This window comes from Nonomuraea sp. NPDC050547 (assembly GCF_044457345.1).
Lineage (GTDB): Bacteria > Actinomycetota > Actinomycetes > Streptosporangiales > Streptosporangiaceae > Nonomuraea.
In genome coordinates, this window is sequence record NZ_JBITGW010000003.1 from 454,996 (window position 1) to 480,298 (window position 25,303).

Consider the following 25,303-nt stretch of genomic DNA (forward strand, 5'->3'; position numbering starts at 1 on the left):
TCGGCCTGCCTGCGCTGGAGCTGCTCCTGGTCGGCCGGCCGGGCCCGGGGCCGCCGCTTTCTGCGGACTTCGGCCATGAGCGCGGTACGGGCGGGGTGAGACGGCCCGCCATGGGGTCGGCGCCGCCGAGGGCGTCGCGGACGATGTCGGACGCCCGGCCGACCGGCAGCCCCCGTAGTCTTCGGCGAGAAGGGGAAGGGAGTTCCGCATGACACCGAAACAGCCCAAGACCGAGCTCGACGCCCGCTACAGCTCCGCGCTGAACCCGCGCCCGGGCGCGGAGAACGTCACCGCCACCGACTGGGACCAGACCCAGGACCAGCTGCGGGCCGCCGAGATCTTCTGGATCACCACGGTCCGGCCGGATGGCCGGCTGCACGTCACGCCCCTCATCGCCGCCTGGCACGACGGGGCGCTGCACTTCAGCACCGGGCCGGGCGAGCAGAAGGCGAAGAACCTGGCCGGCAACGCCCACTGCGCACTCACGACCGGGAACAACTCCCTGTCCGAAGGCCTCGACATCGTGATCGAGGGTACGGCGGAGCGGGTGACGAATCCGGCACGGCAGGACGAGGTCATCGCCGCGTTCGAGACGCAATACGGCGACCACATCACCTCGCCGGAGGGGACCTTCTACGGCTTCGGCGACAGCATCCGCCAGGGCAAGGACCTGCTGTTCGCGGTGGCACCCGGCACGGCGTACGGATTCGGGCACGACAGCCAGGTGTTCAGCCACACTCGCTACACCTTCTAGCGGCCGGTGTTCGAACAGAAACAGGGGCCGGGGCCGAGCGGGCGGGCCGCTGTCTCGTGCGGGTCTGGATGGCGAGCCGGCTGCACGCGACCGTCGACGGCAGCACGGTAGACAAGCATCCGAGGCCTCGTCCCCAGCGCTATTGCTGATGCACTCGCCCGTAGGCGTCCACTGAGAGGATGCGACGCTCGTAACACGGAGGCCTGGGGCGGAAGATCGAGAGAAGTATCCAAACCGGCGCCCAGAAACCGCAGGTAAAAACCGTGAGAAGCAGATGCAATAGGTGATTGACCCTTGGCGCATACGTATAGCCGCGGGAGAGGACGGCCACGTAATCCGTCAGCGTCTCCACACGCCATCCCTGAGACATCTCGTGAGCGACCACACGGGCAAGCGCCTGGCGCGGGTCATGGCTTGGCACCGGGTACATAGCCACCTCACATGCCTCGGGCGGAGCGACGTTAACGGTCCGCAGAACACGAAAACCCCAGGTCAGGCCTGGGGTTCGGGGGTGGACTTTCTCGACATTCTACAACCCTCCGCCTGGTGTGGACGATCGGACGACCTGGGGTCCGCCACCCGGCACGGACCCGGCGCTGCCACGGAGCCGTCCGGCATTCCTCCGCGCGTGCGGTCCCCAGGCGCCCGCAACTCGGAGCGAGCGGGTCACGGTCGTCAGCCGTATTGACGTGCTGCGCGCGAAAGATTACGGTCCTGACCATAATTGAGCACGAATGGACAATCTGGAGATCCGCTGTGCCACGACTCTGCGTGTCCTTACTTATGGTCCTGACCGTTGTGCTGGTCCCGGCCTCCGCCCACGCGAGCTCCCCGCCGGGCTGCGGCGCGCAGGCGGTCACCACGTACGGCCCGGCCTCCGTCACCGGCGCGATCGTCGGCGCCACGGTCCACGACGGTCACGCCTACGTGGTCTCGCGCGGGCCGAAGCCTCCGGTAGTAGCCGAGATCGACCTGGCCACCCGCAAGGTGACGCGTACGGCCACCCTGCCGGACGGCCCCGCCGCGGGCGAGCCGGAAGGCGGTTGGGCCACCGCCGTCGCCGGCGGCAAGCTGTACATCGGCACCTATCCCGTGCCCGATCTGTACAGCTACGACCTGGCCACGGGCCAGGTGGCTCACCTGCGCTCCTTCGGAGCGAACGGCGGTTTCGTCTGGAGCATGGCCGCAGCCCCGGATGGCGCCCTCTACCTCGGCACCTCCTCCGACGGCCGGCTCTGGGAGTACATCCCCTCGACCGGCGCGGTCCGCCGATACGGCGTGCTGGCCCAGGGCGAGCACTACGTCAGGGCCGTCGCCGCCGACGACACCACCGCCTACGCCGGCCTGCTGGAAAAGGGCAAGCTGCTGGCCGTCGACCGGGTCAGCGGCGCCGTCAGGGAACTCGCCCAGGGGCCCACGGCCGTCGGCACGGTGGCGCTGTACGGCGAGCGGATCCTGGCGGCGAGTGGGAGCACGCTGATCGACGTCCGCAAGGACGGCACCGACCGCCGGCAGTTCGACGCCGGAGTGGGCACCATCGACGCCTTCGAGGTCGCCCCCGACGGCACGGTCTACCTCACCTCACGCCCCGAGGGCGCCGTCTACAGCTACCGTACCGGGCAGAACGCGGTGACCAAGGTGGCCGGCCCGCCCTCCCCGGGCGAGGAGACCCGGGCACTGCACCTGAATGGGCAGCAGCTCATCGGCTTCGCCGGCAGCGGCGGCATGTGGTGGCTGGACCTGCCGAGCGGGACCTCCGCGTTCGTCGACCTCATCGACGCGGGCTTCCCGGCGGGTCCCGAGCGGACCCAGAGCATGCTGCTGGTGCCGAACCGGGCGCTGTACATCGGCGGCCACTTCGCCGTGGAGGTACGTGACCTGCGGACCGGAAAGCAGCGCAGAATCCGCGTGGTGGGCGAGCCGAAGGCCATGGTACGGCGGGGCAACGAGATCTACGCCGCGCTGTACCCGAGCGGTGAGATCATCTCCATCGACGTGCACACCGACAAGGTGCGCAGCCACGGCTACATCGGCCATGGCCAGTCACGCCCGTGGGACATCGAGCACGACCCCGTCACCGACACCATCCTGGTGGCATCGGCCCCGACCGGCGCGAAGCTGAGCGGCGCCCTGACGGTGCTCGACCCCGATGCCGGGAAGCTGGACGTCTACCCGAACGTCATCCCCGACCAGAGCCTGATGAGCCTGAGCGTCGACGCCGCGCGGGGCATCGTCTATCTGGGCGGCGACGTGCTCGGCGGAGGCGGCACCCCGCCGACCAAGGCGACGGCCTCGATCGCCGCCTTCGACCTGAAGCGGCGCACGGTGCTGTGGCAGATCGATCCCCTGCCCAATCACCGCACCTTCCAGGATCTCAAGGTGCACGACGGGCTGTTGTACGCGGTCTACAAGCGTGTGCTCGGCGCCTGGATCGCCCTTGACCCCGCCACCGGGACCATCAAGCACCAGGGCCTGCTTTCGGGCCACGGAGAGCTGAACGTCCACAGAGGCCGGGTGTTCACCTCCACCTACTTCGGCGGCGGCAACGCCTACGAGCTCGGATCGGAGGCCAGGCTGCTGGCAACCGGGCTGGGCGACGAATGGCACACCAATCCGCAGCTGCAGTTCGAGCCCGGCTCGTTCAACGCCTGGACGATCGTCGGCCGGGACCTGGCCAAGGTCCGACTCGACCCCCGCTGCCCTCCCGTGACGATCCCGGCCCGGCACAGCTGACGCGTACCCGAGCAAGGAAGGCCCGCGGCGGGGCTGGAGTTCTCCAACGCATGCTGCCCCGCCTCCACCAGTTTCACGGTGGTGACAGAGGAATCGCGTGCCGTGCCCATCCATCATGGGCCGGTGCGCAGCGGGGTTTCGCGGATCAGCCAGGCGATGGCGAAGGCGGCGACGGACAGGACGGCGGCGCCGACGAGGATGACGTGCAGGCCCGCGGTGACGGCCGGCCGTACCGCGTCGGTCACCTGGGCGGGCAGGTCCGGCAGCAGGGCGGGGGTGAGGTCGCCTCGCGTGGTCAGCCGGTCGGCGGCGGCCGGACCCAGGCGGGCGGCCAGGTCGCCGCGTACCTGGGCGGCGTACAGGGCGCCCAGCAGGGCGATGCCGAGCGAGCCGCCGATGGTGCGCAGCAGCGTGAGGGTGCCGCCGGCCGCGCCCATGTCGCGCGGGTCGGCGCTGTTCATGGTGATCAGGGTGGTGCTCTGCAGTACCAGGCCCAGGCCCGCTCCGATGGGGAGGGTCAGGGCCGAGGCGAGCGCGACGGGGGTGTCTCCGTCAAGGGGGAACAGCGCCAGCGCGCCGCCGGCCATGAGGGCCGCGCCGAGGATCGGGTACGCGCGGTAGCGGCCGTTGGCGCTGATGAGGCGGCCGGTGAGCAGCTGGGCGCCGAGCATGCCGAACATCAGCGGAAGCAGTAACATGCCGCTGGCCGCGGGGGAGGAGCCCTGCACGAGCTGCAGGTACTGCGGCAGGTAGTTGGTGACGGTGAGCATCACCGCGCCGACCAGGAAGCTCAGGATCTGAGCGAGGACGAAGTCGCGGTCGGTGAACAGCCGGGGCGGGATGATCGGCTCGGCGGCGCGGCGTTCGACGGCCACGAACGCCGCCAGGGCCAGCGCGCCGACCGCGCCGAGCGCCCAGGGCCAGGGGGTTCCGCCCGCCAGCAGGGTCAGGGCCACGATGGCGATGGTCAGCAGCACCGCTCCGGCGTAGTCGATGCGCGGTCGGCCCCGTTTCGCGGGTGGCAGGTGGATCCGGATGGCGATGAGCAGCAGCGCGAGTCCGCCGATGGGCAGGTTGACGTAGAAGGTCCAGCGCCAGCTGAGATGGTCGGTGAGCAACCCGCCCAGCAGCGGCCCGCCGACGTAGGCGACGGGCATGATGGCGCCGATCATCGACTGCAGCCTGCCGCTGTCGCGGGGCGGGACCAGCACGCCGATGATGGCCAGCGCGCCGACCATGAGCCCGCCCGCGCCGAGCCCCTGCACGGCGCGGAAGGCGATGAGCTGCGGCATGGTCTGAGCCAGGCCGCACAGCGCGGATCCGGCCAGGAACAGCACGATGGAGCAGACGAAGGTGGCCTTGCGGCCGAACAGGTCGCCGAGCTTGCCCCAGATCGGGGTGGTCGCCGCGGCGGCGAGCATGTACGCGGTCACCACCCCCGGCAGCTGGTCCAGGCCACCGAGGTCACCGGCGATGGTGGGCAGCGCGGTGCCGACGATCAGGCCGTCGAGCATGGCCAGGAACATGCCGGTCAGCAGCCCGAAGACACCCAGGCGGGTCATGGCGCCTCAGACGGTGTAGGGGTGGGCGGTCCTGGCCTCGCGCAGCGCGTGCGCCCACCAGGCGAGCCGGTCCAGCATGACCTTGGCGGCGGCATCGGCGGCCGGGTCGAGGGCCCTGCCGTCGCCGTCGAACTGCGCCCACGGATGTTGCAGGCCGACGCTGTCACGCAGGGTGACGGCGTGCAGCTCGGCCAGTACGAGCCGGAGCTGCTCGACCGCGCGCAGCCCGGCGGAGAAGGCGCCGTAGGAGACGAAAGAGACGGGCTTGGCCTGCCATTCGACGCCGTGCCAGTCGATGGCGTTCTTCAGCGCGGCCGGGAAGCTGTGGTTGTACTCGGGTGTCACGATCACGAAGGCGTCGGCCGTCGCCAGGCGCGGTGAGACGGCCGCCAGCAGATCTCTGTCCTCTTGAGAGGCCGGTGGCCGGCCGAGCTCCGGCAGCACGGTCGGCAGCGGGGTCTCGGCCAGGTCGATCAGGTCGGCGCTCATGTCGTCACGCTGATGGAGGTGGTCGAGCAGCCAGTTCGCCACGGCGGGTCCGAAGCGTCCCTCACGGGTGCTGCCGAGAATGACGGAGATCTTGAGCACGAATCTTCCCTTAGTGTACGCCGTATCGAGCGGATACAACGTACACATTCGGGTGTACGTTGTCTACTGCCGGTACGTTGTATCGGCAGGCGAGGAAAAGGGGCAACGGCATGACCACCGACAAGCGCGCACCGCTGTGGGAGCGGCTGGAACGGCCCGCGCCAGCCCCACGCCAGACGTTGTCCGCGCAGCGCATCGCCTCGGCCGCCGTCATGGTCGCCGACGCCGAGGGCCTGGAAGCCATCACCATGCGCCGCCTGGCCACAGAACTGGGCGTCGCTCCCATGGCGCCGTACCGCTACGTGTCAGGCAAGGACGACCTGCTGGAACTCATGGTCGACCACGTCTACGCGGGCATGCGCCTGCCCGCCGGCCTGGGCTGGCGGGAGAGCCTGCACGCCCTGGCCGTGCGTACCCGCGAGCTGATGCTGGAGCACCGGTGGCTGGCTCAGCTCCCGCCGCGAACCAAGCTCGCCCTGACCCCCAGCCGCATGGCCGTGGCCGAGCAGGCCCTGACGGCGCTCGACGGTCTCGGCCTGGACACCGACACGATGATGGGCATCTTCCGCGGTGTGGACGCCTACGTGCACGGCGCCATGAGCCACGACAGCGCCGTCGATGCGTTCATGAGCGAGCAGAGCCTGTCCACCGACGACGAACTGCGCACCGAACTCGCGCCCCTCATGGCCTGGCACATGCGCACCGGCCACTACCCCACCTACCAGCACTACCTGCGCACCGCCACCCGCAAGGACGACAGGCAGTGGCAGTTCGACCTCGGCCTCAACTGCCTTCTCGAGGGCATCGCCGCCCGCCTGAACATCTGAGGACCCCGCCAGGCGAGGGTCAATGGCGCAGATGGAACGCGCTCCGCCGTGACCCTCGCACGCGGATCGGTGGAGGGGCCTGCCAGGATCGGGGTCGCTTCACCTCCGACCTGCTGAACGGGCCACTGTTGGTAGGCGTGATCACCAACCCGCGTTCCCGAAAGACGTGAGGCTCCACGGCCGGAACCGGTGGCCGGCTTCGGACACAAGAGGAACGTGACCAGTAACAGCGATGCCGAGTTGTGGGCGTTGGCGCTCGCCGGCGATGAGCGCGCCTTCGGCGACCTCTTTGACCGGCACAGCCGGGCCGTCTACAACTACTGCTTCCGGCGGACGGCCGACTGGTCGGTGGCCGAGGAACTGACCTCGGTGGTGTTCCTGGAGACCTGGCGGCGTCGCGCGCAGGTCCGCATGGAGGGCGGCTCGTTGCTGGCCTGGCTTTACGGCGTGGCGACCAACTGCCTGCGCAACCACCGGCGCGCGCTGCGACGGCACGGCGACGCCCTTGCCCGCCTGCCCAGACCCATCCCGGCGCACGAGGTCGCCGACCTCGTGGCGGCCCGCGTGGACGACCAGCGGCGTATGCGTGACATCCTCAGCCATATCCAGACGCTTCCCCGCCGCGACCAGGAACTGCTCGCGCTCTGCGTCTGGGAGGAGCTCTCCTACGCCGAAGCGGCCGCCGCCCTGAACATCCCGATCGGGACCGTCCGCTCCCGCCTCAGCCGCCTGCGGGCAAAGCTCCTGGAACCTCCACCGTCGATCGGACACAAAGGCAGAGACAACGCCTTCAGGGAGGAACTGTCATGAACATTCCGGCACGACGGGACCTGCCCGGCCACGAGAGCAGGAAGCAGCATCTGATGTCCGAACTGTCCACCCTTCACCGCACGCCGCCTCGCCGCAGGCTCTTCTTCAGCGCCCTCGCCGCCTCGGCCTTGGCCACGGGCACAGCCGTCGCCCTGATCATTCCCGGACTCCACGACGAGACCGGCCGCCCCCACGAACTCGCGCCCGACGCCTCCGTGACGCTCGCCGGAGCCCCCGCCGTGCTCGTCAAGGCGTCCCAGTACGCCGCGAACGAGCCCGAACTGAAGCCGGCGCGAGGCCAGTTCATGTACTTCGAATCCAAGAGCGCCCAGAGCGGGATCCTCGACGAACGCGGCCAGGGCCAGCCCCCCGAAGCCTCCCACCGGCACGTCTGGCTCCCGGCGTTCGGCGGCCAGGCCGGGCTGCTGCGTGAGGACGGCGGCCAAGGAAACGGCACCTGGCTGTGCCACAAGAACGACGGCGCCACGCCGCCGGCCGAGGAGAAGGTCGAGGAAGAGATCGACCTCGCCAAGCCGCCGACAGGCTGCGAGGACGCCCCCGCCTACCGCACCGACCTGCCCACCGACGTCAAGGCCATGAAGGACTGGCTCTACCGCAACAGCCACGGCGGCAACCCGCCGGACGTTCAGGCCTTCGTCACCGTGGGCGACACGATCCGCGAAGCCTACGTCGGCCCCAAGTCCCTGGCCGCGATGTTCAAGGCCACCGCGGAGATCCCCGGCACCAAGGTGTACGACAACGTGACCGACTCCGCCGGACGTCCCGGAATCGCCGTCGGCCAGACCTTCCACGGCGTCCGCCACGACCTCATCTTCGACCCGGAGACCTTCAAATACCTCGGCGAACGACAGGTCGTCGACTACGACGACTCCTTCCATCCCTCCGGCGGCAAGTCCCCTGAGGAGACCCCGTGGCAGCCTTCCGCGGAGATGAGGAAGAACATGCCCGAAGGCAAGGTCCTCTTCATGTCCGCCGCACTCAGGGTCGCGGTCGTGAACGAGGTCGGCCAAAGATGAGACAGCAGGACAAACGTGAGGCCGCGCCCGCCGGTGATCATTTCCACAATGCGCGATAGGAGGGCAAGCACCGGCAACGGCAGCAGATAAGGGGCCAACTGGAGCGTCGTCCGCCAGGGATCTTCAGGTGCCGTGCTGGTGATCTCGTCCGGGTTGGGGGAGTGCGTCTCTGGTGTGTTCTGGAGTGGTGCTGGTTCTGATGGATGCTCCCGCGCAGATGAGGCCGATCAGGAGCGGGTAGACGGCGCCGCGTTCGACAAGGCCGATGAGGACGTTGGTTCCTGAGCCGGCGAGAGTGAGGAAGCCCACCAGAGCCAGGAGGCCGATCACACCGAGGATGACCATGGCCTTGCCGGTCTTCTGAGTGATTCCGGCGTCTCGGTGGAGCCGTCCAAGAACGATGATGAGGATGTTGCCGCCGCCGATGCCGGCAAAGGCGCCCAGCGCGTGATAGTCGATGGCCGCGTTGTTCGCCGTTTCGCCGGATCCGGGGAAGAACGCCAGCAGGACGCCGCCAGCAGCCAGCAGAGCCGCCGGTGTGAGCACCGCCCAGCGGCGCCGGCCGTGCAGCCCCCTGAGCATGGCGGCACCGATGAACAGGGTGATTCCGAAGAGGAAGAAGCCGGTGTTCATGACCCACGCGAGCGGCGAGTTCATGAACTGCCCGAATGCCTCTGAAGGGCCGCGGACGCCGAGGTTGCTGATGTAGTGGTGGGTGTAGCTGTAGGGAGGATTCGTCCAGGCCGCGGCGGCGATGAATTCGGCGAGGAAGAAGATGAATCCTCCGGCGATGAGTACGGCACCGGCGGTGCGACGTTGCATCATCCGATCACCGCTTGAGGCGAGCGGCTCGGTCTCTAGGTCGTTCACGGTTGCCTTCTTTCGGTGGCTCGCGATGACGGGGCTTTCGGATGTCTGTGGAGAGGCGTCCCGGGCCCGCTGGTTCGGGTCAGTGCCTGGTTGCTTCGTCCGGCTGCCCCAGCGTCTTCAACCTGGTGTCAGTACATGACTGTATCGATACCAGTTTAGGTGTCAAGCCAACTATTGGCTGGATCCAGTACGATGACGGGCATGAGCGATGTGCACCGGCCGGGGCGGCGGGAACGTAAGAAGGCCGCGACCCGGGCGTTGATCGTGGAAGCCGCGCACGAGCTGTTCCTTGAGCGTGGTTTCGACGCTGTGAGCGTGCGCGAGATCGCTGACAAGGCCGACGTGTCGCCGACCACCGTCTTCGCCCACTTCCCGCAGAAAGAGGCCCTCGCGTTCGGCGACGAGGACGAGCGGCACGAGCAGCTCGTGGCCGCGATCCGTGACCGGCCGCCGGGGACCTCGATCTCCGCCGCTCTCAAGTCCCACTACCTCGCGGAGATCGCCGGGTTCGGAACTGAACCCCAACGCCAGATCCTCGCCCTGATGGAACAGACACCCGCCCTCGTCGAGTACGCCGAACGGATGTGGTTCCGCCACGAAGACGCCCTGATCGCAGCGATCACCGAGGACTTCGGGCTCACCGAACCGAGCGACGAGATCCGCTTCTACGTCCGGTTCGCCCTCCAGATACAACTCAACGCCACCCGCGACGCCGATCCGGAGTCGACCATCGATGCAGGATTCCGACTCCTCGATGAGGGCTGGACGCAGTACCAGGACGAAGCCACGCAATGTTGTTGAAAATGGTCGCCGCGGGTCAGACGCAGGCGGTACTAGATGTCGGCGGAGGCCGCAGCGTGACGCGTGACCGTTCGGCCGGCGCCCGCGATCACCCCTTCGACTTGCAGTGATCGCGCAGGTCCTGGACGGTCTGCTTCACCATGGCCAGGGGGAGGGCGAAGTTCCCGTCGCCCGCGGCCTGGTTCAGGAGGAAGGTGTACGAGCCGCGTACCCTGCCGATCCGCTTCGCCACCTCCGGATCTGACGATTCGTTTTCGACCTTCTGCAGGCCGTCTCCGGCGTCGGCGAAGGTCTTCGCTATCGTCGCCGTGTCAGCACGGGCGGTGGCTTGCTGGTTCGACCTGGTTTCTGCGGCGTCGATCACTTTGAAGGCCTCCGTGCAGGCCGTGGCCGCGTCGACCGACCTGCTACAGGCCGCAATGAGCAGAATCAGTGCGGCGGCGCTGAGCGCTGACCGTAAGAGCGGTCGGACTCGTCGCTGGTTCGCTTGCACGCTGAGCTTCGCCACGGGAACTCCTCTGGCATCCGATGCGTCGGCAACCGTGACCATGAATATCGATCGGTTCCGGCCTCGTGATCAACCTGCGAAGCGGCTCGGTAAGAGGTCTGTAATCCGAGGGACCGTCCTTCCGGTCGAACCGACCCGGGAACATGACGGACGCCCCGGACCCGGTCGATAAAGGAGACGACGACGCCCAGCCGGTAAACCGGAGCTGATGTCTTGTAACGGTGCACCATGGCCTCGGCCGCGGGTGGATGTCCTTTCGGGAGGAGAATTATCAGCGATTCTCGACGCCCTGGCAGGCCCCTTCGAGCCATGGGCCTGATTGCCGCGGCTGATCCTTTGTGAGACGTTGACGTCTGCGGAGGAGGGACCAGTGAAACGGTTCCGTTCGATCGCCGTCATCGCGGCCCTGCTGACGGGCGTGGCTGTGGCCGTCATCGGGGTGGCCCGGTTCCAGCCGGCCACGCTGCTGCGCGTCGACATCCCCGGCCTGCCTCCTGACACAGCGGCGAAGGTGGTGGTTTCCGGCCCGAAATCCACCACCTACACCGTCACCGCCCCGGACGTGCGGGCTGTGCCGCCAGGTCGCTACAGCTTGGCCATTCACCCTGTTCGGAGTGACGCGCAGGTGTACTACCCCGCCGATGACGTTCGGCACGTCACCGTGGCGCAAGGCCGTGTCACGACTGCGAGGGCGGCTTATCGGGTGGTGATCCCGGATACGACCACGGTGCTCCAGCCTGCGCGAGACGTTGTCCGGGTGCGCGGCGCGAAAGTCCATCTCCGGGCCGACTCGCCGATGGCGGGCACGCTCGCGGCCGGGCGTTATCTGATTTCGGGGGAGGGCCCGGGAGTTCCGCACATGCTCGTGCGTCGAGTTGAGGCTACGAGGCGTGCCGGTGATCAGATCATCGTCGATACTTCCCCGGCCGCATTGGACGACGTTCTTCCCGCCGGTGTGGTCCGCGTCCGCCAGCGAAGCCTTTCCCTGATGCGGCCGGTGGCCTACAAAGATGATCCGCTCGCCTCGGTGGAGTTCTCGGCCGACACCAAAGTAAGAGCCTGTTCGGCGAAGGATGAAGCAAGTGCCGTTTCGGCCAAGATCACCTATGAGTTGAAGGAGGCGTCTTTCGACTTCACCGGTGATGGCCCGGAGGTGGCGTGGAAAAAGGCATTCGGCGTTCCGTACGCGCCGAAATCCGTCTCACTCGCGGTCGGCGCCCGGCTGACTCTCACGCACGGGATAGAAGCCGACATCGAAGCTGCGCTCACCTGCGAGATGGAGCGCGAGGTTCCCCTCGGCTGCGACAGCCTCCCTGGAGAAATCGCCAGGATCGGGCCGATCTCACTGGAATGCGAGTTCAACATTGTCGGCAAGGCCAAGGCCGAGGCGAAGGCGACCTGGAACTCCGGCAAGATCGAGGCTCGGACACGGATCGGATTCGAGGCCGGCTACGACTCCGATGACGGCGGGTTTCATGGCGACGCCGACCTGGACAACGACCTGGTGAACGCTCCGCCGGACCTTCCCGGGCACGAGTCGTCCTTCGGCGCCTCGCTGGGCTTCGAGATCGGGTTGAAGGGGAAAGACCCGATTCCCTTTGGAACGGCCGAGGTGAGCCTGGGCTTCCGTGTCACCGCCGGCCCCGAAGTCACCAGCTCACGACAGGAGTTCAAGGGCGAGTTCAAGATCGAGCCGGAGTTGAAGGCCGAAGGGAAGATCGGTGCCTTCGGCCAGGAGATCAAGGCCGACGGCACTCTCCACCTGGGAGATCGGGTTTTCACCCTGTGGCGCATCCCGCGGGCCACGCCCATCCCATCACCGTCGGCTCCCGCCTCGAACCCGGCTCGGACGCCTTCTTCTCCGTCGAGGCCGGACATGCCACGCTTCTTCCTGCACGAGTGGGGCACAGGCGGAGGGAACTGCTGTTACGGGATCATCCGCCGCAATTACACAGGTCAGTTCGGGACCCGTGCGGGCTTCGGCACCGCAAAGGATGTGTATGTGGTCCTCTGGCCGGCCGGTGAGAACCTGGCAGGGCGCGTGACCCGCGCCACGCGTGAGCGAGCCCGGGGGGTCCACGCCCGGACAGAGGAGATCTCGTCTCTCCAGGGTGCACCGGTCCGGGTTGAGCGGACTGGGCGGCATACGATCAAGGTGTTCGTCGACGGCGAACTGTTCAGCTCCCTGTGCGACATCCCGATCGACGATGGGCGGCCGCCCACGTGCGTCTGGAGGTAGCCGCGCCGGTCCGTTCGACGGAGGCTCGCGCGGTCCACTCTCTGGAGGATTTCAGACGTGGCCGCCTTTCCGGCGGCGACCCGCGTCAACCACGCCCGCAAGGGCATCGATCAGTCGCCGGGAGCCGTGGCTTGGCCCGCGATGGACGGCTCCGCTGATATGTCAGTCGTTGACCCGGGGTGACCAGGCGCCGTCGCCGTCGGGGTAGAACCGGGTGGTCACCACGTTCCACCAGCCCCAGCGGCCCCGGGTGGCCTGATACCGCGTGGCCTTGTAGCCGCCGCCGAAGGCGGTGTTGACGATCGGGCCGCCCAGGCAGGTGCCGGCCGCGCCGCCCGATTCGGCGGTAGCCGTACATGCGAAGCGGAAGCCGCGGCCGTCGAGCACGTCCAGCCAGTCGGTGCTGGGGCCGAAGTCATTGGTGAAGGGGCTGTAGAGCCCGAAACGGGCTTTGCCTCCGGAGATCATGCTGCACTGCGCGACCGGGCCGAAACCGGTGGACAGCGAGGGCCGCTGGCAGTTGATCCAGCCTTGGTCGCTTTGTACGGCCACGATCCGGATGTCGCCCGGTGCGAGCGCGGCGGCGCCCGCGGGCGGCGGGCCCGCCTGGTCGACCAGCGGGAAGACGGCGGGGTCGGCGTGCGCCGCGGCGGGGATGAGCGCCGGCGTGAGCAGCGCTACGGCGAGCAGGGCGAGAGCCTGTAAGGAGCGACGTGCCATGAGCGTGCCTTCCTTGTCCGGGGCTTCGAACCGCGCGCCCTCACCATCCCCTGGAGCTCCAGGCCCGACAAGACCCAAACTGGATTCGAAATCCAATAACGCCATTGTGTCCCGATCTCGAGCGAGGAGTACGCGCGGAAGCCCTTGGCAGGGACGATCCCCGGCTGCCTCATGCGCGCCAAGCAAGGCGGGCCGGGCGTGAGGCGGCCAACCCTTGGAAGGAATCTTCGCCGGCTTGGTTGTACGCGGGCGGCCACCGCGATTGAATAACTTTTGAAGAGGTTATTTTTCGGGGGAGGCGCCATGGAACCGATCAACGACTGTTTCCGCACCCACGCGGCGCTGGTCCGGTCGTACCTGCGCCGGTTGATCCCGTGGCAGGAGGTCGACGACGTCGCGCAGGTGGTGTTCGCCGAGGTGTGGCGCTCGAGGGCGCGTTATGACCCGGACCGGAGCCTGGAGACGTGGCTGCTGAGCATCGCCCACCGGCGGGCCGTCGACCATCTGCGGGTACGCCGCCTGAGCACGGTCTCGCTCGACGTGGTGGCGGATCCGCCGGGGCAGGACGGGCGCGTCGACATCGAGCGGCTGGCCGACCGTGACCGGGTCCGGCAGGCGCTGGCCGTACTGCCCGATCCTCAGCGTGAGGCCATCGAGCTGGCGTACTACGGCGAGCTCAGCCAGCGCGAGATCGCCGAACGCCTGCACGTGCCGCTCGGAACGGTCAAGGCCAGGACCGCGCGTGGACTGCACCGCCTGCACACCCTTCTGGCGGCGGCATGAACCGGCCGGTGATCGCCGTCTCCAGCTGCCTGCTCGGCGAACCGGTCCGGTTCAACGGCGGCCACAGCCGCGACCGGTTCCTCACCGGGCTGCTGGCGCCGTTCGTCGACTGGATGCCGATCTGCCCGGAGATGGAGCTCGGGCTGGGCGCGCCGCGCGACACCCTGCGCCTGGAGAACGAGGCCGCCGGGCCGCGCCTGAAGGTGCGCAAGACCAGCGTGGACCTCACCGACCGGATGACCGCTCTGGCCGGGCGCCGCGCCGCCGTCCTCGACGTCGACGGGTACGTGTTCAAGGCCAAGAGCCCGACCTGCGGGATCCATGGAGTGGCGCTCTACCTCCCGGACGGCCCGCCGATCGACCGCCGCCGTCGGGGCCTGTTCGCCGACGTCATCCTGCGCGCGCATCCGCTGCTTCCGGTAGAGGACGAAGGGCGGCTGAACGACGCGCTGCTGAGGGAGTCCTTCGTCGAGCGGGTCTTCGCGCACGCGCGGTTGCGCGAGCTCCTGGCCGGCGACTGGCGCCCGCGGGACCTGGTGGCCTTCCACTCTCGGCACAAGATGCAGATCCTCGCCCATGACCCTGTCGGATACCGGCGGGCGGGCCGGATCGTGGCCGGTGCGGGTAGCGGCGCGCGCGAGGAACTGGCCCGCGCCTACGCCGACGCCTTCCGGGGGTCGCTGGCGAAGAGGGCGACCCTGGGCAGGACCGTCAACGTGCTGCATCACTGCCTGGGCATGCTGACCCTGGACAAGGCCCGGCGTGACGACCTGCTCGCGGTCATCGACTCCTACCGGGCGGGCCTGGTGCCGCTCAGCGTGCCCGCCACGTTGGTGCGCCACCACGCGCGCGGGCAGGACGCCGGATACGTGCGCGACCAAAGCTACCTCGCCCCCTATCCCGACACGCTGCGGCTGCGCAACCACGTGCCCGCCTGATCAGCTCACCGACGACCCGCACGAGCCGCGAAGAAGGGCGGAGAATCATGGCGCTTTGCCTGGTGACCGGGGCGAGCGGCTACATCGGCGGGCGTCTCGTGCCCAGCCTGCTGGCCGCGGGCCACCAGGTACGTTGCATGGTCCGCTCACCCGCGCGGCTGCGTGACCTGCCGTGGGCCGACCGGACCGAGATCGCCGCCGCCGACGCGCTCGACGCCGACGCCACGCGGGCGGCGCTGGAGGGCGTGGAGGTGGCCTACTACCTGATTCACACCATGGGCGGGGGACGGGACTTCGCCGCCGCCGACCGCCGGGCCGCGCACGTCTTCGCCGAGGCGGCCGAGGCGGCGGGCGTGGACAGGATCGTCTATCTGGGCGGGCTGGCGGCCGACGAGGATCTGTCGCCGCACCTGCGCTCGCGCGCCGAGGTGGCGCGGGTCCTGCTCGACGGCGCGGTGCCCGCTGTCGTGCTGCGCGCGGGCGTGATCATCGGCTCGGGTTCCGCCTCGTTCGAGATGCTCAGGCATCTCACCGAACGGCTGCCGCTGATGACGACTCCGCGATGGGTGCGCACCCGGACCCAGCCGATCGCCGTCCGCGACGTGCTCCGCTACCTGACCGCCTGGGCGTCGGTGCCCGGCGAGGTCGACCGCGCCTTCGACATCGGCGGCCCGGACGTGCTCACCTACGCCGACATGATGCGCGGTTACGCCGCCACGGCCGGCCTGCCGCCCCGGCTGATCATCTCGGTTCCGCTGCTGAGCCCCTGGCTGTCCAGCCTCTGGGTCGGACTGGTCACCCCCGTTCCCGCCGCCATCGCCCGGCCTCTGGTGGAGTCGCTGCGTAACGAGACCGTCTGCCGGGAACACGACATCGCCCGATACGTCCCCGACCCTCCGCACGACCTGATCGGCTTCCGCCACGCGTGCGAGCTGGCGCTCAAGAAGATCAAGGAGGCCGACGTCGACACCCGCTGGTCCTCGGCCTCCACCCCGGGCGCGCCCAGCGACCCGCTGCCCACCGACCCCGGCTGGGCCGGCGGCAGCCTCTACATCGACCACCGCACCCAGAGCACCGACGTCACGCCCGAGGCGGTGTGGCGGGTCATCGAGGCGATCGGCGGCGAGAACGGCTGGTACTCCCTGCCCGTCGCCTGGCGCCTGCGCGGCGTCCTGGACCGCGTCATGGGCGGCGTGGGCCTGCGACGCGGCCGCCGCCACCCACGCCTGCTGCGGGTCGGCGACACCATCGACTTCTGGCGCGTGGAGGAGATCGAGCCCGGCCGGCTCCTGCGCCTGCGCGCCGAGATGCGGCTGCCCGGGGCGGCCTGGCTCGAACTCGGGGTCCACGTCAAGGACGGGCGGACGGTCTACGAGCAGCGCGCGCTGTTCCACCCGCGCGGGCTGGCCGGACACGTGTACTGGTGGGCGCTCGCGCCGTTCCACCGGCTCATCTTCGGCAGAATGCCCCGCAACGTGATCGCCGCCGCGGCGCCGATCACGTCAGCGCCGCGGTGATCGCCCGCACGGCGTCCTCCAGCGAGCCGACCCGCACGGCCGCGCGCGGCAATTCGCCCCGCCAGCCCGGCCCTCCCACCATGAGCCGGTACGGCGGGCGCAGCGCGGGCAGCGCGCCCAGCGGCTCCGGATCCCCGGTCGCCGGCTGCTGCGACCACACGAACACCACCCCCGGCGACAGCGCCCGCATCGCGCCGGCCAGCGCGGACGTCGGCGTGCGGGCGCCCAGCACCCGGCTTTCCAGGCGGCACCGCGTCGCGAGCGTCGCGGCCAGCGCGTAGACGGGCAGGCTGTGCTGCTCGTCCTCGGCACACGCCAGCAGCGCGGGACGGACGTTGACGGGCGCGGCCGGCCGGGCGATCAGTGGATGCAGGGCGGCCATCACCCGGTCGGAGAACACGTGCTCGACCTCGATCCCCGTCCCCGTGCGCTCCTGGCCCCTGCTGATCGTCCCGAAGACCGGCAGGACGAGCCGCTGCCACGTCCACGCCACGCCGTGCCGGCTCAGCGCCGCCGACAGGCCCTCGTCGAGCGTGCGGCCGTCCAGCACCGCCGCCGCCCGCGCCAGCATGTCCGCCGATGGCACCGCCGCCTCCGGCAGGCGTGGTGACGGGGGGCGCGGGACCTCGGCGACCGCCGGCGTCTCGTCCAGCCGGACCCCCAGGGCCTCGCGTGCGGCGTCCGCGGGCGCGACCCCCTGGTGGATCAGCCGGGCCATCTCCTCCAACCGGCGCAGATCCGCCTGGTCGTAGCGGCGATGGCCGCCCGGGCTGCGCCGGCTCGGGCCGATGCCATAGCGCAGGTTCCAGGTGCGCAACGTGGGAGCGGGCACACCAAGCCGCCTGGCCACGGCTCCAATGCCGTATCCCGGCTCCTCGGCAGGCGCGTTCTCGGTCGACATCTTCCCTCATTCTTTCGGACGCCGGCCCCCCGAAGTTGCAACCGGGACCGTGGCGGCCGCGAACACGCTGGTGATGGATACTGTGATCGTCCTGTTCAACCGGGACCTGCGTCTGCACGACCACCCCGCGCTGGCCGCCGCCTGCGAGCGCGCCCGCACGGTGGTTCCGCTGTTCGTGCTCGATCCCGCCGTGCCCGCGGGCCGCCGCACGAGCTTCCTGCTCGACAGCCTCACCGACCTGCGCGCCCGCCTGCGCGCCAAGGGCGCCGATCTGTTCGTACGGCACGGCGACACCGTGGCCGAAACCGTGCGCCTGGCCCGGCGGGTCGCCGCGGAAGCGGTCTTCGCCTCCGCCGACGTCAGCGCCCTGGCCCGCCGAAGAGAACGGCGGCTGGCGGCCGAGCGGATCGGCCTGCACCTCTTCCCCGGCGTGACCGTCGTCCCGCCCGGGCGGCTGCGGCCCGCCGGAAGCGACCACTACCGGATCTTCACCCCCTACTGGCGAGCCTGGACCCAGGCGGAACGGCGTGCTCTCGCGCCGGTCCCGGCCACGATCACGGTCCCGGATGACCTGGAGCCGGGAAAGATCCCGCACGCGCCGCGCTGGGGCGCGATACCCGGCGGCGAGACCCATGCCCGCGCCCGCATGCGCGCCTGGATCGGCGCCCATCTCGACGACTACTCCGACAGGCACGACGACCTCGCCGGGGACCGTACCTCCAGACTGAGCCCCTACCTGCGCTTCGGCTGCCTGTCACCCCTGGAACTGGCCGGACACGGCAACGAGCCCTTCATCAGGCAGCTGTGCTGGCGCGACTTCCACCACCAGGTGACCTTCGCCTTCCCGGACATCGCGCGCGCCGACTACCGCCCGCGCGGCCACCGCTGGAGCGACGACCCCGGCGCCACCGAGGCATGGGCCGCCGGCCAGACCGGCGTCCCGATCGTGGACGCCGGGATGCGCCAGCTGCTCGCCGAGGGGTGGATGCACAACCGCGCCCGCATGATCACCGCCTCCTACCTCGTCAAGCACCTGCGCGTCGACTGGCGGGCGGGCGCCGCCCACTTCTTCGAGCTGCTGCTCGACGGCGAGGTCGCCAACAACTCCGGCAACTGGCAGTGGATCGCGGGCACCGGCAACGACACCCGTCCCAACCGCACGTTCAACCCGATCCGCCAGGCCAGGCGCTTCGACCCCGACGGCGCGTACGTGCGCCGCCATATCCCCGAACTGGCCGGCGTCCCCGCCGAGCTGATCCACGAGCCGTGGCGCGCCCCCCGGCCGATCCCCGGCTACCCGCCGCCGGTTTCCCTGTGACGGCCTCGGCACGGGGCCGGCCTTTGCCGATCGTGGTGCGCTGGGGCGGCCGGGGGCGGAGAATCGGCCGGGTCGGGTCTGACGTGGAGGCAGAGGGCTGGTCAGCCGCCGGGTGGGGAATGTGGGAAGGATGGGACGGGCAAGGCGATCCGAGAAAGTGGGACATGTCAGGATTTGTCGCCTACTAAGCTCGGGGATCCGTCGACGAGCAGGGGGCTGAGCTGTGGCGCGTGGTACGACCATCGCGATCGTTTCCGTGGTGACGGTGGTGGCGCTGGGGGCCGCCGGCACCGGCGCCTACTTCTTGTTGCGCACCACGGGAAGTCCGGCCGAGACCGCCGGGCGCTTCGCCGCCGCCTGGCAGAACGGCGACAACGCGGCCATGACCAGGGAGCTCGCGGCGCCGCAGTCGCTGGCCGGGTACGAGCAGATGCGCACCGGCCTGGCCATGGAGACGCTCAAGGTCACGCTCGGCCAGGCGGCCCCGGAGAAGGACGGGCGCTCGGCGGTGCCGTACACGGCGAGCATGAAGCTCAAGAACGTCGGCGACTGGAGTTACCAGGGACAGATCCCCGTGAAGGTGACCGACCGCACCTGGAAGGTCGACTGGACGCCGCAGACCCTGCACCCGTCGATGAGCAACGGCGCCGCGTTCGCGCTCAAGACGCGCTGGCCGGAGCGCGGCGAGATCACCGACAGCACCGGCGCGCGCATCGACACCGGCCAGGTGGGCGGTTCGGTGCAGCAACTGGTCGGGTTCCTGGACAAGGCGACCAAGAAGGACATCGAACAGCTCGGCCCCTCCTACAAGGTCGGCCAGGCCGTTGGCCGGGGCGGTCTGCAGGAGAACTTCCAGAAGCGCCTGGCCGGCACGCCCACCACCGAGATCCAGCTCGGCGGCAAAACGCTGGAGACGATCGACGGCGAGAAGGGCGGGAGCGTGGAGACCACCCTGGACCCGCGCGTCCAGGACGCCGCCGTCGCCGCCGTCAAGGACCTGGACAAGCCGGCCGCGCTCGTCGCCGTCGAGAGCGACAGCGGCGAGATCAAGGCCGTGGTCAACAACCGGGGCGGCTTCGACCGGGCCATCAACGGACGGTACGCGCCCGGCTCGACGTTCAAGGCGGTCACCGCCATCGGACTGCTGGCCGGAGGCGTCGGCCCGCAGGAGCGGGTCACCTGCCCCAAGTACGCCACCGTCGGCGGGCTGAAGATCCGCAACTCCGAGCGGGCCGAGTACGGCTCGCTCAGCTTCTCCGACTCCTTCGCCTACTCCTGCAACACCACCTTCGCCCCCCTCGCCCAGCGGCACCTCGGCGCCGCCAAGCTGCTGGAGACGGCCGAGCGGGTCGGCTTCAACCAGCCGCTGGCGATCGGCGTGCCCGCCACCAAACCGAGCTTCCCCAAGGCCGAGTCGGACGCGGAGCTGGCGGCCGAGTCCTTCGGCCAGGCCCGCATCACCGCCAGCCCGCTCACCATGGCCTCGGTGGCCGCCGCGATCGCCGACGGCACCTGGCGCCCGCCCACGCTCGTACCCGACATGAAGCAGAAGGCCGAGCCGCGCGAACTGCCCGAGGGCGTGAGCGACAAGCTGGGCTCGATGATGTCGGCCGTGGTCACCAAGGGCACCGCCAAGGCTGCCGGGCTACCCGGCGGCACCCGCGGCAAGACCGGCACCGCCGAGTACGGCAGCGGCCCCAAGCTCGACTCCCACGCCTGGTTCATGGGCTACAAGGGCTCGCTGGCCTTCGCCATCGTGGTGGAGGGCGGCGGTGGTGGCGGCAAGGTCGCGGCCCCGGTCGCCGCGGCGTTCCTGCGCGGCCTGTAAGGCCGGTAAAAGGGGGCAACCCGGCGGGTTGCCCCCAGCGCTCACTCGCAGCCGCGCTTGCCCGGCTTGGCGATCTTGCCCCCCGCCGCGCCGGTCTTCACCGCCGCGTAGCCGCCCACCACCAGCCGCTCCTCGAAGACGTGCTCGCCGGTGGACAGCTTGGTCAGCAGCCGGGAGGCGCCCGACTTGACGTTCACCGCGTAGACGTAGGCGCCCAGCACCGTGGACTCCTTCTTGCCCGGACGTTCCCGGCTGGCCGCGGCCACGATCTCGTCCGTGCCGAGCCAGTCGATCGCGTCGGCCCGGTTCACGTCGGCCGGCAGCCTCGGCTTGACCTTGGTCATCTTGCCCGTCGTGGTGGAGTACACCGTCAGCCACACCGGCGTCATGTCCGGCCCGCACGCGGGCGGGCCCTTGGGCACCAGGTTCGCCGCCCGGCCGTCGCGCGCGGCGAAGGCGCCCCAGATGAGGTGCTTGCCGGCCTTCTCCGGGATCTTGGCCTTGGTCGTGCGCCCGTCAGCGACCGTGCGGAACCAGCCCCGCTGCCCGATCCCGGGCTCGCTCAGCAAGGTCACCCGTCCCGAACCGGGCTCGACGTCCAGCAGCGTCAGGCCCTTGGGCATGTTCCGCGCCGTGCCCGCCTCCACCTCGACGTAGGTGGTGACCGGGCTGTCGGAGTAGCGCGGGTGGGTGATCGCCAGGCCGCCGCCGTCCCGCACGAACCTCAGGCCGAACGGCGAGCCGACCGACCCCTTCGGCGCCCGGTGGGGAAGCTCCCAGGTCTGCCCCGTGCCCAGGTCCCGGACCACCACGCGGTCGTCGGAAGCGCGCTGGTAGGCGACGCGGGCGCCGTCCGGGCTGATGGCGAAGGCCCCCGCCTCGCCGGCGTCGTCGGCCTTCTTGCCCTTCTCGTACGCGAGCGCCTCCGGGAAGGAGTAGACCCGCCCGTCGAGCGTCACCACGCGCCAGGCGTCGCACTTGCCGGTGGGCAGCAGATCCTTGCCCGCGGCGCACAGATAGGCGAAGGCCGCGGCCCCCGCGCCGGATTCCGGTAAAGCCGGCGGCTTGCCCGGCGTCGACGCCCCCGCGGCGCCGGCCGGCACCGCGCAGCCGACCGCGGCCAGCGCGATCACCGCGGCCGACCGCAGGCAGGTTGACATGTCCATCGTGATCCCCCCGTCGGGAACTGGTGCTTACTCCATGTTGGAGAGCGCTCGGACCGGGAAAGTTCGCGCCCGCGCGCCTCGCCCTACGATGACTGCATGAGCGATCAGCCCTCGTCCCGAACGGTTCATCGGCACCGGCCGGTGCCCGACCGGGAGCAGCTGGACGCCGCGAGCCGGGTGTTCGGCCTGCTGGCCGACTCGACGCGGCTGCATCTGCTGTGGTTGCTGTCGGAGGGGGAGGCGGACGTGAGCCACCTCGCCGCGGCCAGCGGCGCGGCGCAGCCCGCCGTCAGCCAGCACCTGGCCAAGCTCCGGCTGGCCAGTCTGGTGCAGTCGCGCAGGGAGGGGCGCCGCGTGGTGTACTCGTTGCGCGACGGCCACCTGCGCAATCTCGTCACCGAAGCGCTGAGTCACGCCGAGCACAAGGTGACCGGCGACCCCTGGCACGCCTAGCGGGAATCTTCCCGGCCCTTTTTGAGTTCAACGCATGCGCATATACGCATATGTTGAGTTCGAGCCGGGAGGACCGTGGCCATGTTCCAGGTACTGCGCGATCGTGCCTACCGCCGTCTGTTCGCCGCCCAGGTCGTCGCCCTCGTGGGCACCGGACTGGCCACGGTGGCGCTGAGCCTGCTCGCCTACGACCTCGCCGGGGCCGACGCCTCCGCGATCCTCGGCACCGCGCTGGCCATCAAGATGGTGGCCTACGTCGGCGTCGCCCCGGTGATCGGCGCCTTCGCCGACCGCCTCCCGCGCCGCGCGCTGCTGGTCGGCTCCGACCTGATCCGCGCGGGGGTCGCGCTCGCGCTGCCGTTCGTCAGCCAGGTGTGGCACATCTACGTGCTCATCTTCCTGCTCCAGCTGGCCTCGGCCGCCTTCACCCCGACCTTCCAGGCGACCATCCCCGAACTCCTGCCGAAGGAGCGCGACTACACCCGCGCCCTGTCCCTGTCCCGTCTCGCCTACGACCTGGAGAGCCTGCTCAGCCCGGTCCTGGCCGCCGCCCTCCTCAGCCTGATCACCTACAACTGGCTGTTCATGGGCACCGCTCTCGGCTTCCTGGCGTCCGCCGCCTTCGTGCTGTCCGTCGTCCTGCCCAAGCCCCAGCCGGTACGCCACGCCGCCGGCCCCTTCGCCAAGGCCGCCTCCGGCGTCAGGCGCTTCCTGACCACGGCGCCCCTGCGCGCCCTGCTGGCCATGAACCTGGCCGTGGCGGCGGCCGGTGCGATGGTCATCGTCAACACGGTGGTCCTGGTCCGCGAGCACCTGCAGCGCAGCACCGGCGAGGTCTCCCTGGCCTTGGGCGCCTTCGGGGCCGGCTCGATGGCCGTGGCCCTGCTCCTGCCCGGAATCCTGGAGAGGCTGTCCGACCGCGCGGTGATGCTGGCCGGATCGTTCACCCTGTTCGCCGGCCTGGCCGCGATCACCGCGACGCTGGCCACGGGAACGCTGACCTGGTGGGCGATGCTGTCCACGTGGGCGGTCCTGGGCGCCGCCACGGCCGCGGTGCTCACCCCGACCGGCCGCCTCATCCGCCGCTCGGTGACATCGGCCGGCCTGCCCGCCGCCTTCGCCGCCCAGTTCGCGCTGTCCCACGCCGCCTGGCTCGTCACCTACCCGCTGGCGGGCTGGCTGGCGACCAGCGCCGGCATGACAGCCGCCGCGACGGCGCTGACAAGCCTGGCCGTGACCGCCGCGATCACCGCCCGCCTCCTGTGGCCCAAGACCAGGCCCACGACCGAGCCCAACTCCGAGCCCACGGCCGAGCCCATGACCGAGTCCACCATCAAGCCCGCGGTCGAGCCCATGACCGAGCCCGCGGGTGCCCGTCGAACCGGGGTCGTGGCCGGGCCGCGCAGCATGCGTCACCTTCACCGCGCCCACCTGCCCGCCCGCCATGCGCCCCAGGGCGCAGGTCAAGAGGGCGACGTCACGGTGAGGTGAGACGCGCCCGATGGGCGTGGAGACGACGGGCCGCCGCCCACGTCGGCGGGCGGTGGTGGGGGCGGCTTGCCGTAAAAGATGGGACGGAAGAGCACCCGAAACGGCGGGAAGGCCGTCAAGGGCGGAAGGTCAGCGCGACGTGGGGAGAGGCACGTCGGGGGTGAAGAGTTGCAGGTCGAGATGGGCGACGGCGTAGTCGATGGCCCCGGTGACCACGCATTCGTCGCCCAGCGTCGACGCGCGCACGTCCGGCAGGCGGATGCAGGTGCGTCGCAGGCGCTCGCGCAGCGGGGGCAGCAGCACGTCGGCCGAGCGCGAGAACCCGCCCCCCAGTACCACCACCTGCGGGTCGAGCAGCAGGACCATCGCGCTGGTCCCCACCGCCAGGTCGTCCACGTACCGCTCGACCGCGGCCAGCGCGACGGGGTCGCCCGCGCGGGCTGCCGCCAGCGTGTAGCCGGCGGCGTCGGCGGGCGAGGTGTCCGGGGGGATGATCGAGCAGTTCTGCAGGTGCTCCGGCGCGTCGAACCACTGGGCCTGCGGCAGCATCGCGATCTCGCCGGCCGCGGCGCCGAACCCGCGGTGGACGTTGCCGCCGATGATGAGCGCGGCCCCCATTCGGCGTCCGACGTGCAGGAAGACCACGTCGTCGGCGTCGCGGGCGGTGCCGCGCTCGGACTCGGCCCTGGCGGCCAGGCGGCTGTCGTTCTCGACGACGACGTCGCAGGGGAACATCTCGCGCAGCCGCCCGGCCAGGTCGAGCCCGGTCCAGGCGGGGATCGCCGCGCAGTAGTGGATGCGGCCCTCGGGGGTGATGACGCCGATCGTGCCGGCCGCGACGATCCACACGTCGGCGATCGTCTTGCCGCCGAGCGCCAGGCAGCTCGCGACGGTGCGTTCGATCGCGGCCAGCCGCTCCTCCACGGGCGTGTCCGGCTGCACGGGCTGGCGGGTCTCGGCGAGGATCTCGCCGTTGAGGTTCGCCAGCGCGGCGCGGATGTTGTGGCCGCCGATGTCGAGCCCCACCAGGTAGCCGCTGCTCGCCCGGAAGCGGTAGCGGCGGGCGGGGCGGCCGATCGTGCCCTGCGCGGGCGGGGTCTCCTCCACCCAGCCGAGCTGCATGAGCTCGTCGACGACCTCCTTCATGGAGGGCCGCGACAGTCCGGTGCGTTTGGCCAGGGCGGACAGTGTCAGCGGGCCCGCGCCGCGCAGGGCCCCGATCGCGGTCAGGGAGTTGAGTTGCCTGAGCCGCGACAGGTCGCCGCCCCGAAGTGTGGCCATCGCCGTCCTAATGCAGGTGTCCTCTGTAAGTCATGATGCATTATGCCGCATTCAAGGTCCAAAGGTGTCCACGCAGCAGGTAAGTGAGCAGAAATGAGCATTGACCCTCGTGGAGTCGGGTGTTAATAATGATGCACTCCTTCGTAAGTCTGTCACCCCTCTCCAAGGAGACCCGCCG

At 70.1% G+C, this 25,303-nt stretch carries 22 protein-coding genes; 14 read left to right on the forward strand and 8 right to left on the reverse strand.

Annotated elements, in window-relative coordinates; all coding sequences use genetic code 11:
• Positions 1-208 precede the first annotated feature (208 nt).
• Positions 209-754 (forward strand): pyridoxamine 5'-phosphate oxidase family protein, encoded by a 546-nt coding sequence (locus tag ACIBHY_RS09750; RefSeq protein WP_397249548.1) that lies wholly within the window; start codon positions 209-211, stop codon positions 752-754.
• Positions 755-1,537: 783 nt separating this feature from the next.
• Positions 1,538-3,487, forward strand: a complete 1,950-nt coding sequence (locus tag ACIBHY_RS09755; RefSeq protein WP_397306439.1) for a PQQ-binding-like beta-propeller repeat protein — start codon at positions 1,538-1,540, stop codon at positions 3,485-3,487.
• A gap of 113 nt (positions 3,488-3,600) precedes the next feature.
• On the opposite strand, the gene ACIBHY_RS09760 is transcribed toward ACIBHY_RS09755, so the two are convergent.
• The gene (locus ACIBHY_RS09760) at positions 3,601-5,049 is read right to left on the reverse strand and encodes an MDR family MFS transporter (RefSeq protein WP_397306440.1); all 1,449 of its coding nucleotides are present in this window, start codon (positions 5,047-5,049) and stop codon (positions 3,601-3,603) included.
• 6 nt (positions 5,050-5,055) lie between these two features.
• Positions 5,056-5,637 (reverse strand): NADPH-dependent FMN reductase, encoded by a 582-nt coding sequence (locus tag ACIBHY_RS09765; RefSeq protein WP_397249539.1) that lies wholly within the window; start codon positions 5,635-5,637, stop codon positions 5,056-5,058.
• Positions 5,638-5,747: 110 nt separating this feature from the next.
• Here ACIBHY_RS09765 and ACIBHY_RS09770 point away from each other — a divergent pair, with 110 nt between their 5' ends.
• The 3 genes from ACIBHY_RS09770 (at position 5,748) to ACIBHY_RS09780 (ending at position 8,311) form a co-directional block, all read left to right on the forward strand.
• Positions 5,748-6,464: a TetR/AcrR family transcriptional regulator C-terminal domain-containing protein gene (locus ACIBHY_RS09770; protein ID WP_397306441.1), complete on the forward strand. Its 717-nt coding sequence runs from the start codon at positions 5,748-5,750 to the stop codon at positions 6,462-6,464.
• Positions 6,465-6,680: 216 nt separating this feature from the next.
• On the forward strand, positions 6,681-7,274 hold the full coding sequence (locus ACIBHY_RS09775; protein ID WP_397306442.1) for an RNA polymerase sigma factor: 594 nt from the start codon (positions 6,681-6,683) through the stop codon (positions 7,272-7,274).
• Positions 7,271-8,311, forward strand: coding sequence for a CU044_5270 family protein (locus tag ACIBHY_RS09780; protein WP_397306443.1), 1,041 nt, complete (start codon positions 7,271-7,273; stop codon positions 8,309-8,311). The genes ACIBHY_RS09775 and ACIBHY_RS09780 overlap by 4 nt, the downstream gene beginning before the upstream one ends.
• 123 nt (positions 8,312-8,434) lie before the next feature.
• On the opposite strand, the gene ACIBHY_RS09785 is transcribed toward ACIBHY_RS09780, so the two are convergent.
• Entirely contained in the window at positions 8,435-9,181 is a 747-nt protein-coding gene (locus ACIBHY_RS09785) for a DUF998 domain-containing protein (RefSeq protein ID WP_397249531.1), read from the reverse strand.
• A gap of 192 nt (positions 9,182-9,373) precedes the next feature.
• Here ACIBHY_RS09785 and ACIBHY_RS09790 point away from each other — a divergent pair, with 192 nt between their 5' ends.
• Positions 9,374-9,982, forward strand: a complete 609-nt coding sequence (locus tag ACIBHY_RS09790) for a TetR/AcrR family transcriptional regulator (RefSeq protein WP_397306444.1) — start codon at positions 9,374-9,376, stop codon at positions 9,980-9,982.
• 88 nt (positions 9,983-10,070) lie between these two features.
• On the opposite strand, the gene ACIBHY_RS09795 is transcribed toward ACIBHY_RS09790, so the two are convergent.
• A complete protein-coding gene (locus ACIBHY_RS09795; RefSeq protein WP_397306445.1) occupies positions 10,071-10,490 on the reverse strand; it encodes a hypothetical protein in 420 nt (139 codons plus the stop codon).
• A 370-nt stretch (positions 10,491-10,860) separates the two neighbouring features.
• Here ACIBHY_RS09795 and ACIBHY_RS09800 point away from each other — a divergent pair, with 370 nt between their 5' ends.
• Entirely contained in the window at positions 10,861-12,729 is a 1,869-nt protein-coding gene (locus ACIBHY_RS09800) for a hypothetical protein (RefSeq protein WP_397306446.1), read from the forward strand.
• A 162-nt stretch (positions 12,730-12,891) separates the two neighbouring features.
• Here the strand turns inward: ACIBHY_RS09800 and ACIBHY_RS09805 are convergent, their stop codons facing one another.
• Positions 12,892-13,449 carry a hypothetical protein gene (locus ACIBHY_RS09805; RefSeq protein ID WP_397306447.1) on the reverse strand — a complete coding sequence of 186 codons (558 nt, stop codon included), beginning with the start codon at positions 13,447-13,449 and terminating at the stop codon, positions 12,892-12,894.
• A gap of 303 nt (positions 13,450-13,752) precedes the next feature.
• On the opposite strand from ACIBHY_RS09805, the gene ACIBHY_RS09810 reads away from it, so the two are divergent.
• The 3 genes from ACIBHY_RS09810 to ACIBHY_RS09820 are packed head-to-tail and all read left to right on the forward strand — an operon-like array spanning position 13,753 to position 16,687.
• Entirely contained in the window at positions 13,753-14,232 is a 480-nt protein-coding gene (locus ACIBHY_RS09810; protein WP_397249521.1) for an RNA polymerase sigma factor, read from the forward strand.
• Positions 14,229-15,170, forward strand: coding sequence for a YbgA family protein (locus ACIBHY_RS09815; RefSeq protein WP_397306448.1), 942 nt, complete (start codon positions 14,229-14,231; stop codon positions 15,168-15,170). Before ACIBHY_RS09810 ends, ACIBHY_RS09815 begins: the two co-directional genes overlap by 4 nt.
• A gap of 47 nt (positions 15,171-15,217) precedes the next feature.
• Complete coding sequence (locus ACIBHY_RS09820) at positions 15,218-16,687, forward strand: SDR family oxidoreductase (protein ID WP_397306449.1); 1,470 nt, start codon at positions 15,218-15,220, stop codon at positions 16,685-16,687.
• On the opposite strand, the gene ACIBHY_RS09825 is transcribed toward ACIBHY_RS09820, so the two are convergent.
• Positions 16,668-17,588: a MerR family transcriptional regulator gene (locus ACIBHY_RS09825; RefSeq protein ID WP_397249514.1), complete on the reverse strand. Its 921-nt coding sequence runs from the start codon at positions 17,586-17,588 to the stop codon at positions 16,668-16,670. The genes ACIBHY_RS09820 and ACIBHY_RS09825 overlap by 20 nt on opposite strands.
• A gap of 73 nt (positions 17,589-17,661) precedes the next feature.
• Here ACIBHY_RS09825 and ACIBHY_RS09830 point away from each other — a divergent pair, with 73 nt between their 5' ends.
• Positions 17,662-18,906 carry a cryptochrome/photolyase family protein gene (locus tag ACIBHY_RS09830; RefSeq protein WP_397306450.1) on the forward strand — a complete coding sequence of 415 codons (1,245 nt, stop codon included), beginning with the start codon at positions 17,662-17,664 and terminating at the stop codon, positions 18,904-18,906.
• 223 nt (positions 18,907-19,129) lie between these two features.
• Positions 19,130-20,734 carry a penicillin-binding transpeptidase domain-containing protein gene (locus ACIBHY_RS09835; protein WP_397249510.1) on the forward strand — a complete coding sequence of 535 codons (1,605 nt, stop codon included), beginning with the start codon at positions 19,130-19,132 and terminating at the stop codon, positions 20,732-20,734.
• Between the two features lie 41 nt (positions 20,735-20,775).
• Here the strand turns inward: ACIBHY_RS09835 and ACIBHY_RS09840 are convergent, their stop codons facing one another.
• Positions 20,776-21,900, reverse strand: coding sequence for a hypothetical protein (locus ACIBHY_RS09840; protein WP_397306451.1), 1,125 nt, complete (start codon positions 21,898-21,900; stop codon positions 20,776-20,778).
• A gap of 96 nt (positions 21,901-21,996) precedes the next feature.
• Between ACIBHY_RS09840 and ACIBHY_RS09845 the strand changes: the two genes are divergently transcribed.
• Together ACIBHY_RS09845 and ACIBHY_RS09850 are read left to right on the forward strand one after the other, a co-directional pair.
• Positions 21,997-22,353, forward strand: coding sequence for an ArsR/SmtB family transcription factor (locus ACIBHY_RS09845; RefSeq protein WP_379640233.1), 357 nt, complete (start codon positions 21,997-21,999; stop codon positions 22,351-22,353).
• 81 nt (positions 22,354-22,434) lie between these two features.
• Positions 22,435-23,844, forward strand: a complete 1,410-nt coding sequence (locus ACIBHY_RS09850; protein WP_397249507.1) for an MFS transporter — start codon at positions 22,435-22,437, stop codon at positions 23,842-23,844.
• 129 nt (positions 23,845-23,973) lie between these two features.
• On the opposite strand, the gene ACIBHY_RS09855 is transcribed toward ACIBHY_RS09850, so the two are convergent.
• Positions 23,974-25,125 carry an ROK family transcriptional regulator gene (locus tag ACIBHY_RS09855; RefSeq protein WP_397249506.1) on the reverse strand — a complete coding sequence of 384 codons (1,152 nt, stop codon included), beginning with the start codon at positions 25,123-25,125 and terminating at the stop codon, positions 23,974-23,976.
• Positions 25,126-25,303: the final 178 nt, after the last annotated feature.

What these genes read in the sequence shown, in the direction of transcription:
- ACIBHY_RS09750 (WP_397249548.1), top strand. Translation starts at nt 209, where the DNA reads ATGACACCGAAACAGCCCAAGACCGAGCTCGACGCCCGCTACAGCTCC.
- ACIBHY_RS09755 (WP_397306439.1), top strand. Translation starts at nt 1,538, where the DNA reads ATGGTCCTGACCGTTGTGCTGGTCCCGGCCTCCGCCCACGCGAGCTCC.
- ACIBHY_RS09760 (WP_397306440.1), bottom strand. Translation starts at nt 5,049, where the DNA reads ATGACCCGCCTGGGTGTCTTCGGGCTGCTGACCGGCATGTTCCTGGCC.
- ACIBHY_RS09770 (WP_397306441.1), top strand. Translation starts at nt 5,748, where the DNA reads ATGACCACCGACAAGCGCGCACCGCTGTGGGAGCGGCTGGAACGGCCC.
- ACIBHY_RS09780 (WP_397306443.1), top strand. Translation starts at nt 7,271, where the DNA reads ATGAACATTCCGGCACGACGGGACCTGCCCGGCCACGAGAGCAGGAAG.
- ACIBHY_RS09790 (WP_397306444.1), top strand. Translation starts at nt 9,374, where the DNA reads ATGACGGGCATGAGCGATGTGCACCGGCCGGGGCGGCGGGAACGTAAG.
- ACIBHY_RS09805 (WP_397306447.1), bottom strand. Translation starts at nt 13,449, where the DNA reads ATGGCACGTCGCTCCTTACAGGCTCTCGCCCTGCTCGCCGTAGCGCTG.
- ACIBHY_RS09810 (WP_397249521.1), top strand. Translation starts at nt 13,753, where the DNA reads ATGGAACCGATCAACGACTGTTTCCGCACCCACGCGGCGCTGGTCCGG.
- ACIBHY_RS09815 (WP_397306448.1), top strand. Translation starts at nt 14,229, where the DNA reads ATGAACCGGCCGGTGATCGCCGTCTCCAGCTGCCTGCTCGGCGAACCG.
- ACIBHY_RS09820 (WP_397306449.1), top strand. Translation starts at nt 15,218, where the DNA reads ATGGCGCTTTGCCTGGTGACCGGGGCGAGCGGCTACATCGGCGGGCGT.
- ACIBHY_RS09825 (WP_397249514.1), bottom strand. Translation starts at nt 17,588, where the DNA reads ATGTCGACCGAGAACGCGCCTGCCGAGGAGCCGGGATACGGCATTGGA.
- ACIBHY_RS09830 (WP_397306450.1), top strand. Translation starts at nt 17,662, where the DNA reads ATGGATACTGTGATCGTCCTGTTCAACCGGGACCTGCGTCTGCACGAC.
- ACIBHY_RS09840 (WP_397306451.1), bottom strand. Translation starts at nt 21,900, where the DNA reads ATGGACATGTCAACCTGCCTGCGGTCGGCCGCGGTGATCGCGCTGGCC.
- ACIBHY_RS09845 (WP_379640233.1), top strand. Translation starts at nt 21,997, where the DNA reads ATGAGCGATCAGCCCTCGTCCCGAACGGTTCATCGGCACCGGCCGGTG.
- ACIBHY_RS09850 (WP_397249507.1), top strand. Translation starts at nt 22,435, where the DNA reads ATGTTCCAGGTACTGCGCGATCGTGCCTACCGCCGTCTGTTCGCCGCC.
- ACIBHY_RS09855 (WP_397249506.1), bottom strand. Translation starts at nt 25,125, where the DNA reads ATGGCCACACTTCGGGGCGGCGACCTGTCGCGGCTCAGGCAACTCAAC.